This is a genomic window from Limnothrix sp. FACHB-1083 (genome assembly GCF_014696485.1).
GTDB lineage: Bacteria > Cyanobacteriota > Cyanobacteriia > CACIAM-69d > CACIAM-69d > CACIAM-69d.
This window is the reverse complement of the sequence record NZ_JACJQD010000012.1, coordinates 69,666-81,806: the sequence shown is the minus strand read 5'-3', so window position 1 is coordinate 81,806 and position 12,141 is coordinate 69,666. Positions and strand designations below refer to the sequence as shown.

At 52.3% G+C, this 12,141-nt stretch carries 6 protein-coding genes; 4 read left to right on the top strand and 2 right to left on the bottom strand.

All coding sequences use genetic code 11. From position 1 onward, the window contains the following. Positions 1 to 146 precede the first annotated feature (146 nt). The 4 genes from H6F46_RS15215 to H6F46_RS15200 all read left to right on the top strand — a co-directional run bounded on the left by H6F46_RS15215 (position 147) and on the right by H6F46_RS15200 (position 9,826). Positions 147 to 1,595, top strand: a complete 1,449-nt coding sequence (locus H6F46_RS15215; protein WP_190355609.1) for an IctB family putative bicarbonate transporter — start codon at positions 147 to 149, stop codon at positions 1,593 to 1,595. Positions 1,596 to 1,813: 218 nt separating this feature from the next. After that, entirely contained in the window at positions 1,814 to 3,223 is a 1,410-nt protein-coding gene (locus tag H6F46_RS15210; protein ID WP_190355576.1) for a trypsin-like serine protease, read from the top strand. A gap of 61 nt (positions 3,224 to 3,284) precedes the next feature. After that, positions 3,285 to 4,142 (top strand): GNAT family N-acetyltransferase, encoded by an 858-nt coding sequence (locus H6F46_RS15205; RefSeq protein WP_190355575.1) that lies wholly within the window; start codon positions 3,285 to 3,287, stop codon positions 4,140 to 4,142. A gap of 272 nt (positions 4,143 to 4,414) precedes the next feature. After that, positions 4,415 to 9,826 (top strand): ATP-binding sensor histidine kinase, encoded by a 5,412-nt coding sequence (locus H6F46_RS15200; RefSeq protein ID WP_190355574.1) that lies wholly within the window; start codon positions 4,415 to 4,417, stop codon positions 9,824 to 9,826. Positions 9,827 to 9,867: 41 nt separating this feature from the next. On the opposite strand, the gene H6F46_RS15195 is transcribed toward H6F46_RS15200, so the two are convergent. Continuing rightward, positions 9,868 to 10,890 carry a beta-ketoacyl-ACP synthase 3 gene (locus tag H6F46_RS15195; RefSeq protein ID WP_190355573.1) on the bottom strand — a complete coding sequence of 341 codons (1,023 nt, stop codon included), beginning with the start codon at positions 10,888 to 10,890 and terminating at the stop codon, positions 9,868 to 9,870. Beyond that, positions 10,890 to 11,927, bottom strand: a complete 1,038-nt coding sequence (gene plsX / locus H6F46_RS15190) for a phosphate acyltransferase PlsX (protein WP_190355572.1) — start codon at positions 11,925 to 11,927, stop codon at positions 10,890 to 10,892. Before plsX ends, H6F46_RS15195 begins: the two co-directional genes overlap by 1 nt. Positions 11,928 to 12,141 lie beyond the last annotated feature (214 nt).

Below are 12,141 nucleotides of genomic sequence, written 5' to 3'. Positions count from 1 at the left end.
TGGTGCTGGTGGTCACGCAAAGGGTTGCGCGAATCGTTGAGCCAATTTGGGAAAACCGCCAGCGGCGCGATCGCTAGCCATTGGGCCCCGATCGACCTAGGCTAAATGTGCTGTTTTCCACACAGGCATCGCCGCCACCTCCTCGCATGACCCATTGGGACACGATCGGGCAAACCCTCACCCTCTCTGGAGTCGCCTTAACCCAGTGGCGACAAACAAGCTGGCTGGGTCGTTGGATTGGGGCCCTCAGCGCTTGGCGACAAAGTAGCTGGCTGCTGCATTGGGGCGAAACCCTGCTGGCCCTGTTGGCGGCCACGGTTTTTGGCTTGGCTCCCTTTGCCGAAACGGATTTGCTGGGGCTGTTGCTGTTGGCGGCCGGTGCTTTTTGGGTGCTGCTAACGGTGACCGATCGCCCCGTTGCCGCTGCGGAAGCTGGCGATCAGCCTGGATTGTTCACCCCCATTCACCTGTTGGTGTTGCTTTATGGGGCGATCGCCACCGTGGCCGTGGCCTTTTCGCCCGTCCAGGCTGCCGCCTTCGTGGGCTGGACTAAGTTGATTTTGTACCTGGTCTTCTTCTGTGTTCTGGCACGGGTCACCCGGCTGGAACGGGGCCGCGCCATCATCACCACCGTCTACCTGCTGGCCGCCTTAGCCACCAGCGTCTATGGTTTGCGGCAATGGATCTTTGGAGCCGATGCCCTGGCCACCTGGGTTGATCCAGAATCACCCCTCAGCAAAACAACCCGGGTCTACAGCTATTTGGGCAATCCCAATCTGCTAGCCGGTTACCTAGAAGCCTCGGTTCCCCTAAGTGTGGCAGCGATCTTGGCCTGGAAAGGCTGGATCCAAAAAATCTTAGGCGTGGTGCTGTTGGGGCTGAATGGAACCTGTCTGGTGCTCACCTTCAGCCGAGGCGGTTGGATTGGGCTGGTGGTGGAATTAGCGGTGCTGGGAATTTTGCTGCTCTATTGGTGGTCTGTGCGGTTCACTCCCTTTTGGCGACGCTGGGCGATGCCGGCCCTGCTGGGCGGTGGCACAACCCTGATGGTGTTGGCGGTGGCGGCTTTGGAACCTTTGCGCGATCGGGTCTTCAGCATCTTTGCGGGTCGGGGCGACAGCAGCAACAACTTCCGCATTAACGTTTGGCAAGCGGTTTTGCAGATGATCCAAGACCGCCCTTGGTTAGGCATTGGCCCCGGTAATGTGGCCTTCAACCGCGTCTATCCGCGTTACCAAAAGCCGAAGTTCAGCGCCCTCAGTGCCTATTCCGTGGTTTTGGAAGTGTTGGTGGAAACGGGTGTGATTGGTTTCACCTGCTTTGTTTGGCTGTTGGGCATGACGGCGTATCAAGGGGGACGGGCCCTCAATCGACTGCGACAACTGCAAGCCAGCCAGGGCTACTGGTTGCTGGCGGCCTTGGCCACCATGGCCGGTATGTTGGCCCATGGTTTGGTGGATACGGTTTGGTATCGCCCCCAGGTCAGCACGCTTTTCTGGTTAATGTTGGCCCTGGTGGCGGGGTTCTATCAACCACCGACCATCGCTTCAGCGGCAACCCCCGATCGCCCAAACTTGGCCAGCGAAGAGAGTTAAGCCGCCCGTTGATGGTTGATGATTCATCGATCGGCCCAATTCACTGCCTTAACCGAGTTCACCGAATCGAATCAACCCAGCGAACTATCAGGCGATTAGTCAAGCGCTGGAGAATTTTGCAGCCAGCGGGGGCAGATTGCTGGTTTGGGAAACCCGATCGAGCCGATCGGAGTCGAATCCCGCAGTGGCCTGTTGATGAATTCGGTTAATGGATAGTTATGACCCTTGAATCGCTCGATCGCCGTTCGCGCATTGCCGTTGCTTCCAATGAGGCGAATGATGTGCGGTTTTTGTCCTCCACGGGTCAGGGATTTGATGGGGTCGTGGGCTATGGCACGGGTGGCCAAGTAGACTGCACCGGTTCGCTGCTGTTGTCGGGCCAGCATGTGGTGACGGCGGCTCACTGTGTGGGCGATCGCCTGGTGAGCGACAACAGCTATCAGGTGTATTTCGATGTGCCCGAGGGGCGACAGTCAGTGCGGGTGCAGCAAATTTTTGTCCACCCCAACTGGGACAGCTCTGATCCAGATTCCAACAATGATGTGGCGATTCTGTGGCTTGCTTCTTCGGCTCCCGATGGGGCCGATCGCTACGATATTTACCGCAACGGCGATGAAGTGGGGCAGGTAGCGACCCTGGTGGGCTATGGTCAGCCGGGCACGGGCAGCGTTGGGGAACTAGTGGGTGATTTTCCCGCCATTCGTCGGTTAGGAACCAATCGCATTGATGGGCTAGGGGATGTTTTAAACCGCCAGTCAAATGTGGCCGTGTTGCCTGGAACCCAGTTGATCTATGACTTTGACAATGGAACTGATCGCAATGATGGCCTAGGGCGTGATTTTGGCCTGCGCGATCGGGGCACTGGCAGCACTGAAGTGGGATCCAGCAGTGGCGACTCCGGGGGGCCTTTGTTTCTTGGCAACCGCGTGGCCGGGGTGGTGTCCTATGGCGCTGTGCCCCGGGCCACGGGAGCCGACGTGACCGGCGCAAACGACACCAGCTACGGCGAAATTTTTGCGGCGACCCGGCTTTCGGCCTTTGCCAGTTGGATTGACAGCACGATCGCGCGGACTCTTTCCAGCAGCGATCTGTTGATCGGCACCAATCGCCCCGACACCCTGTCCGGAAACCAAGGCAACGACACCCTTTCCGGTCGTGGTGGGAATGATTTTCTCTCCGGTGGTCGCGATGACGATCGCCTCGAAGGCGGTGATGGGGATGATGATCTGTATGGCAACCTGGGCAATGACCTGTTGTTTGGGGAAGCGGGCAACGACAGCCTCTTCGGTGGTCAAGGCGATGACACGCTGATCGGCGGCGATGGGAATGATTGGCTGAGTGGCGATCGGGGAGTGGATTTGCTGACGGGTGGGGCTGGGGTCGATCGATTCATCCTCAATCCCACCACCGCCGACAGTAACCCCGCCCTGGCCGACATCATCACCGACTTCAGTGCTGAAGATGTGATTGGCCTTGCGGGAGGCTTAACGGCCAGTGCGATCGCCTTGGAAGTGGGCAATCTGCGCACCACGCCAGGGACATTTATTCGTGGCGCAGGTGTTGTGTTGGGATTTGTCAACAACACCGATCCCAGTCAGTTAGCCGGCCGTTTTGAGGCGATCGGGTAACGTCGCTTGCTAGAACGGAGGGCAGTGCCCGCTTGCTTGACCGTTCTTGAGGAATTACCCCATGTCGTTTCCATCCCAGGACTACCAAATTGCTGTCATGGCTCGCGAGGAACTATCGATCGCGATCGATTGGGCGAGGGTAGAGGGTTGGAATCCTGGGCTACAGGACGCGGACTGTTTCTATGCAGCAGATCCCCAGGGATTTTTGGTGGGCAAGCTGGATCGCCAACCGATTGCCACCATTTCCGCTGTCAAATACGGCCATTCCTTTGGCTTCATCGGGTTTTACATCGTCCACCCAGACGCTCGGCATCAAGGCTATGGCATCCAAATTTGGCAGCGTGCCATCGAGATCCTTGAAGGCCGAACAATCGGCTTAGATGGCGTGGTTGCCCAACAAGAGAATTATCAAAAATCAGGATTTACCTTTGCCCATCGCAATATTCGCTTTGCGGGCATCAGCGATCGCGCTGACCAACTCCACCCCGACCTTGTGCCGCTATCCGCCATCCCCTTTGAGCAACTGAAACAGTGCGATCGTCGCTTTTTTCCTGAGCAACGCGAGCAATTTTTACGGGCTTGGATTGATCAGCCTGACGCTCAGTCTATGGGAATTTTGCAGGGCGATCGGCTCTGTGCCTATGGCGTGATTCGTGCGTGCCACACCGGCTACAAAATCGGCCCACTCAATGCTGAAACCCCTGATCTGGCTGATGCACTTATCCAAGCCTTGATGGCCACCCTTCCATTAGGGTCAACCTTCTATTTAGATGTACCTGAACCTAATCCGCAGGCGATCAAACTGGCCCAGAAATACAAAATGAAACCAGCTTTTGAAACTGCCCGAATGTACCGAGGGTGCTCGCCGGAGCTGCCTTTGGGTCAGATATTTGGCATTACCAGTTTTGAGCTGGGATAACCCTGGGTATCATCATGGAGCATCAAAGCATAGCTGCCTGACTGACCAGATCTGGGACGGTCACCAATTTTGACGGAGATCGCCGCACCAAAACTATTGCGTCCCTCAAGATTATAAAATAGTAAAATACGCGAAAAACCATTTTGCTATAGAAGTCTCTGTATCTTATTAGACCAAGATGTATGACTAATATACTGAAATTTTAAAAATAGTTGAAAAAATCTCAAAGTGTTTCCTTGTCTATTTCTACGTCTTTTCCTGGATCTACTCTAATGCTGGCAAATTGTCAACTATCGGGTTATCAATTCATTGAAGAAATTTACCAAGGTTCTCGAACTGCTGTTTATCGCGGAATGCAGTTACCGTCACAACAGCCTGTTGTGATTAAAATTCTGCGATCAACTTATCCCAGTTTTGAGGAATTATTGCAGTTCCGGAATCAATACACGATTTCCCAAGCCTTGGACATGCCAGGCCTCGTCCGCTCCTATGCTCTGGCCGCCTATGAAAATAGTTATGCATTAATCATGGAAGACTTCGGAGGAATTTCTCTTCGTGAATATGCTCAAAATCAGCCATTGTCTTTACATGAAGTTCTGTCTATCGCTCTGCAATTGTCCGTGATTTTGGATTACTTGCATCAACAAAAAGTCATTCACAAAGATATTAAGCCGGCCAATATTTTGATTCATCCCTCCTCGGGAAAAATTAAATTAACTGACTTTAGTATTGCTTCCCTGTTGCCCCGGGAAGCCCAATATCTTCAGAGTCCCACTAGCTTGGAAGGCACGTTGGCTTATTTGGCTCCTGAACAAACGGGGCGGATGAATCGCGGGATTGACTACCGCAGCGATTTTTATGCTTTGGGTGTGAGTTTGTATGAGCTGCTGACCGGCCAACTTCCATTCCCCACCACTGATCCCATGGAGTTGGTGCATTGCCACTTGGCAAGACAGCCGATCGCCCCTTCAGCTCTGAATTCAGAAATTCCGCCCGTGGTTTCTGCGATTGTGCTGAAACTGATGGCTAAAAATGCTGAAGATCGCTACCAGAGTGCTCGCGGACTGGGCCACGATTTGCAAATTTGCCTAGATCAATTACAAGCGCAAGAGGCAATTTCAGATTTTGAGTTGGGTACTAGGGATCTCAGTGATCACTTCTTAATTCCTGAAAAGCTCTATGGTCGCGAATCAGAAGTAAAAACTCTGCTCGATGCGTTTGAGCGAGTTCAATCAGGAAAAACTGAGTTGATGCTGGTTGCAGGGTTTTCTGGAATTGGCAAAACAGCCGTCATCAATGAAATTCACAAACCCATTACGCGCCAAAAGGGATACTTTATTAAAGGAAAATTTGATCAATTCAATCGCAATATTCCCCTATCAGCCTTTGTCCAAGCGTTTCAAAGTCTGATCGGGCAGTTGCTCTCGGAATCTGACCAAAAATTGCAAGATTGGAAATCAAGAATCCTGGAAGCATTGGGTAACCAAGCGCAGGTTTTACTGGAAGTGATTCCAGGACTAGAACGCATCATTGGCTCACAGCCACCTGCACCAGAATTGTCGGGAACGGCTGCTCAAAATCGCTTCAAGTTGCTATTTCAAAAATTTATCCAGGTTTTTACGACCACTGAACATCCACTTGTGATTTTTCTCGATGACTTGCAATGGGCAGATCCAGCCTCCTTGCAAGTGCTGAAAGTCTTGATGGAAGATCAAGGATATTTATTGATACTAGGAGCCTATCGAGACAACGAAGTTTCAGTGGCTCATCCATTAATCTTGACTCTGCAAGAGTTACAAAAATCTCAAGCAATAGTTAATACAATTACGCTTCAACCGCTGACTATTCAAAATTTAAACCATTTAATTGCTGACACCTTTCATTGTTTGCCTGATTTGGCACTGCCACTGACAAAACTGATCCATCAAAAAACACAGGGAAATCCCTTTTTTACAACACAATTCTTGAAGACACTGCATGAAGAGGGTTACATCACCTTTAATGCCAACCACTGTTATTGGGAATGTGACCTAGCACAAATTAATGTCCTCGCTTTGGCTGATGATGTGGTGGAGTTTATGGCGGCGCAACTGCAAAAACTACCCCCTGCAACTCAGCAAGGCTTGCAGTTGGCGGCTTGTATTGGTAATCAGTTTGATCTAGAAACATTGGCAGTGATTGCAGAGCAATCTTTGATGGAAGCGGCCGCCGCACTGTGGCGATCGCTTCAGGAAGGGATGATTGTGCCCGTGAATCAGGCTTATAAGCTCTTTCAAGCGGCAGCGACTGCCCAGGGCGATCGCCCCTATGACTTGAACCCAACCTATCGATTTCTACACGATCGCATTCAGCAAGCGGCCTATTCATTAATTGCGGAGACGGAGCGACCTGCCCTCCATTACCGAATTGGTCGGCTGTTGGTTCAGCACTTTACCCAAAGTGATCAAGAGGATCGAATTTTTGAAATCGTTAATCACCTCAATTTGGGTCGTCATTTAATTACTGATGATTTTGAGCGGCGTGAGTTGGTTGGTTTAAATTTACAAGCAGGTCGCAAAGCAATTGCTTCGGCGGCCTATGGGGCCGCCTTGGATTATTTGAATCAGGGCATTGATTTGTTACCGAATGATGCTTGGCAGCAAGAATATGATCTGACTCTTGAGCTACACCAACAACGCCTAGAAGCGGCCTACTTCAACACGGAGTTTGAACAGCTAAAAACTTGGGGCGAAGTGATTTTGCAGCACAGCACTTCGGTGTTGGATCAAATTAAAGTTTATGAAACCCGAATGCTGGTTTTGCAGGCACAGAGTGAATTTGCACAAGTGATTGATTTAGGGTTACAGGTTTTGCAACAACTGGGGATTGAATTCCCCTTGCAGCCAACACCCGCAGAAATTAATGCAGCTTACGAGCGATCGCGCCAGGCCTGGGAAGCGCAAGATCCGTTGAGTTTGCTGGATTTGCCACCAATGGAAGATCCAAAACTCTTAGCCGCCATGCAGATTTTGACAAACTTGTCACACTCTGCATGTATGGCAGCTCCGGTTCTATTGCCACTCCTGATTTTTAAACAAATCAGCCTTTCAATTCATCACGGAAACTGTGCAGTTTCTGTGGTTTCCTATGCGGATTACGGAATGGTTCTTTGCGGAATCATGAATGATATTCCGGCAGGATATCAATTTGCGCAGCTTTCGCTGGTACTTCTGGAAAAATTGCAAGCTAATGCGTTTAAAAGCCGAGTTTATCTGGTTGTGAATACCTTTGCTCGTCACTGGTGCGAGCCGCTACAAGAGGTAACTCCAGCTTTGTTGGAAGGCTGCCGCAGTGGCTTGGAAAGTGGCGATTGGGAATGTGTAGCGCTGAATTTATTTACCTATGCTAATCATCAATATTGGAGTGGGCGAGAGCTGCTGGGCTTAGCGGAGGAACTGCTGAGCCATGAAGTTGTGATTGAGCAAGTGAAGCAGCAAGCAGCCTTGCGTGCGCATCAATCCTATCGACAAGTGGTGCTGAATCTCCTGGGTAGATCGACTGTTCCCTATCGTTTGCAGGGCGATGTTTTTGATCTGGAGCAATTGGCTCCCTCCCTCAAGGTGGGGAATGATCGAGCCTCTTTGTTCAGTGGTTATTTGCATCAAATCTTCCTGTACTACCTATTTGAAGAACATGAAGCAGCTATAGCGTTAATTCCAAGGGTTCAAGAGTATCAGGATGCAGGAATTGGCTTCTTTTCAATGTCTACTTGGGTGTTTTACCAAGCGCTGATCGAGCTTCAGCAGCACTCCTTGGCAACCTCGTCCGAACAGGTCAAAATTTGGGAGTCAGTGCAAGGGGCCCAAGATCGCCTTCATCAATGGGCAGTGTATGCGCCAGAAAATCAAGCCCATCGTTGGCAATTGGTGGCGGCTGAGGTTAATCGAGTGTTGGGGCACAAAACTGAGGCGATCGAGACCTATGACTGTGCGATCGCTGATGCTAAAAAAAGTGGGTTTTCCCATGAGGAAGCTCTGGCCAATGAGCTGGCAGCAAAGTTCTACCTCCAATGGGGTAAAGAAAAGGTGGCCGCCGGTTATATGCAAGAGGCTTACTATGGCTATGCGCGTTGGGGTGCGAAGGCCAAAACTGCGGATTTGGAGCGACGCTATCCACAGTTGTTGAGTCCAATTTTGCGATCGCCTGCGCCAGTTTTTAATCCCTTAGAAACGCTGGCAGCGGCTACAATTCCGCCGGCACTCCGCACATCTGCAATTCACAATTCTTCAGGCCAGGTTAGTGGTACGCCCAGTTCTTCTGCTTCCGACGTGAATGAAATGTTGGATTTGGCGGCGGTCATTCGTGCTTCTCAGACCTTGGCCGGTACGATTCAGTTAGATGATTTGTTGCGGCAACTAACACAAATTGTTTTGCAATGTTCGGGTGGCGATCGCTGTGCGCTGGTGGTTGCCGGTGGCGAAGGTGATTGGCAGGTGCGGGCGATCGCCCAGCCAGAATCAGTGAAAGTCTGCACAGAATCTTTGGAAACTTGCCCTGTTTTGCCAGTGCAGTTGGTGCAGTACGTGAAAAACACTGAGACAACAGTGGTGATTGACCAGGGCCAAACCAGCTTGCCCATCACAGATCAATATTTGATTCAGACCGCTCCTAAAAGCGTGTTGTGCTTGCCAATTTTGAACCAATCGCAGTTGGTGGCGATTTTATATTTAGAAAATAGCGCGGTGGCCAATGTTTTTACGAACGATCGCCTACTGGTCTTGAACTTTCTCTGTGCCCAGGCTGCGATTTCTCTGGAAAATTCACGCCTATATCAGCAAGCCCAAACCTATGCCCACCAGCTTGAGCAGTCCCAATTACAGGTGGTGCAAAGCGAAAAAATGGCCTCGTTGGGCAATTTGGTAGCTGGTGTGGCCCATGAAATTAATAACCCGATCGGCTTTTTAAATGGCAGTATCCAAAATCTTCAGGATTCCATTGGAGATTTGCTAAGCCATCTATCGCTTTATCAGCAATATTACCCGGATCCTGAATCGGCCATTGAAAGCCATGCGGAAGCGATCGAACTAGACTTTTTAAGTGAAGATTTGCCGACGCTCTTGAAGTCTATGCAGTTAGCAACCGATCGAATCAAGGGAATTAGTAATAGCTTGCGAACCTTCTCGAGGGCGGACAACCAATATAAGATTCAGGCTCATCTTCACGAAGGGATTGATAGTACGCTGCTAATTTTGAAATATCGACTGAAGGCGAATGAGTATCGCCCAGCGATTCAAGTGATTCAAGACTATGGCAATGTGCCCCCGATCGATTGCTTTCCGGGGCAACTGAACCAGGTGTTTATGAATTTGCTGGCCAACGCGATCGATATGTTTGATGAGTTGGCCCAGGGGTCACCCTTTGAGTATTGGGTTGCCCATCCGCAACAAATTACAATCTGTACCCAAGTTGTGGATCAACAGGTGCAAATTGCTATTCGGGATAATGGGAAAGGGATGAGCGAAGCGGTGCGATCGAATATTTTTGACCATGCCTTCACGACAAAAGCCGTGGGCAAGGGAACGGGGTTGGGATTAGCGATCGCCCGCCAAATTGTTGTGGATAAACACGGGGGGAGCTTGGAGGTGCGATCCGAGATTGGCCAAGGTGCAGAATTTCTGATCAGCTTGCCAATTCGTGGAGATTAAGGCTGTGAGATTAAGGCTGTGAGTCGGTTGGGCTGTGGCGGTCAGCGGCCCCAACGGACAATGACCGCGCCCCAAGACAGGCCAGCCCCAAACCCAGCCAGGGCCAAGGTGTGGCCGGACTGAATCCGTCCGTCACGAACCGCTTCATCAAGGGCGATCGGGATGGAGGCGGCGGATGTGTTGCCGTAGCGCTCTAAGTTGCTGATGGTTTTTTCGTGGGGCAAACCAAGGCGATCGGCCACCGCATCGATGATTCGTTGATTCGCTTGGTGCAACAGCAGCCAATCTACTTGCTCGATCGACCGTTCCGCCCGATGCAAGGCCTTCTCGATCGCCTCGGGAACCCGCTTAACGGCAAAACGATAGACTTCCTGACCGTTCATGGTGATCGGCTGAAAATTGCCTTGACCCACCACGGTTCCGTTTTTGAGAGGCTGCTCGATCGTCTCCCCCGCCAGGTTCAAGACATGGTTCATGGAGCCATCGCTGCGTAGCTCAAACCCCAGCAGAGCATCGCTAGCGGCGGGTTGCTCCTGCAAATCGATCGCCTGTAACACCACAGCCCCTGCCCCGTCGCCAAACAGGATGCAAGTGCCCCGATCGTTCCAGTTCACCCAGCGCGAGAGCACATCGGCCCCAATCAGCAGCACATTGCGATAAACACCCGATCGCAAAAACTGAGCCGCCGTCACCAAGCCAAACGCAAACCCCGAGCAAGCCGCCGTCAAATCCATCGCCACCGCGTGGCTCGCCCCGATCGCCCCTTGGATCGCCCCAGCACTCCCGAACAAATCATCGGGCGTGGAGGTGGCCAGCAGAATCAAATCCAAATCAGCCGCCTGGAGATCCGCCATCGCCAACGCCCGCTCAGCAGCCTTTGCGGCCAACGGCGTAAGGGACTCCTGCGGTTGCGCCAAACGCCGTTGACGGATTCCCGTCCGCGTGGCAATCCACTCGTCGGAGGTTTCAACCAACTGCTCTAGGGCGAGGTTGTCTAAAATTCCATCCGGCAAAGCTGAACCGCTGCCAATGAGGGCGATTCCAAAGGGCGATCGCGTTTGCATTAATTCTCCGAAGCAACAGCCTGCTGCACGCTTTGTTGATACTGGGCTTGGATTCGCTCAATCACACGAGATTCCACAGCCGCCTTGGCGAGGCGGATGGCCCCAAAGGCTGAAGGGGCCCGCGAGCTGCCATGGCCAATAATGCAAACCCCGTTCACGCCCAGCAACAAACCGCCCCCATGCTCCGCATGATCGACCCGTTGCTTAATGCGCTTCAGGTTGTGCTTCAACACCGTGACCCCAATTTTGCCGCGTGTGCCCTTGGGTAGTTCTTCCTTCACCACCTGAAGCATCGCGCTGCCCACCGCTTCCGCGAACTTCAGCAGCACATTGCCCACAAAGCCATCACAAACAGCCACATCGAACTGACCTGAGAGGATATCGCGCCCCTCGGCATTGCCCGCAAAGTGAATGACGGGATTTTCCGACAGCAACTGATGAGCCCGCAGGGCCAGTTCATTGCCCTTACATTCCTCTTCGCCAATGTTGACCAAGCCCACGTTGGGCCGTTCCACCCCCAAAACATGTTGGCTGTAGATGGAACCCATCACGGCAAATTGCTCTAGGAATTTGGGGCGACAGTCCACATTGGCCCCCACATCCAAGATCAAAACTTGCTTGCCATTGACCTGGGTTGGCAACACGGCCCCGATCGCGGGGCGTTCAATGCCCGGAATTCGTCCCAACCGCAGCAGTGCCGCCGCCATGGACGCGCCCGAGTGCCCCGCCGAAACCACAGCATCGGCTCGGCCTTCCTTGACCAGATTCGTGGCCACATTGATGGAAGAATTGGGTTTGCGGCGCAGGGCGGTTAATGGCTCTTCATCCATCTCCACCACACCATCGGCGGGCACAATTTCGAGGTTTGAACCAGCATTGTGCTCTTTCAGGCAAGCCTCGATTTTGTGGGGATCACCGACTAGCAGAACCTTAACCCCCAGTTCTTCGCTGGCGCGCACGGCTCCGGCGACGATTTCTTCGGGGGCATAGTCGCCGCCCATTGCGTCAATTGCGATTCGATCCCCAGTTGACCCCATAGAAGCCGAACACGGTAGAAGTCTCCCAAATTTTACCAGACAGGGTGCAAATGGCTGTCGTTTGGCAATTGGGTTTGGCAATTAGGCCGAATCGCTGGGCTTGGCAATTGGGTTTGGCGGCTTTTGGGGAGAGCGGCCGGTGGCGGCTGGGGAATGGTGAACCCCGTGAGCCGATGCAACCGAGACTCCGGCCCTAAGTTAGAGTTAAGTTCGG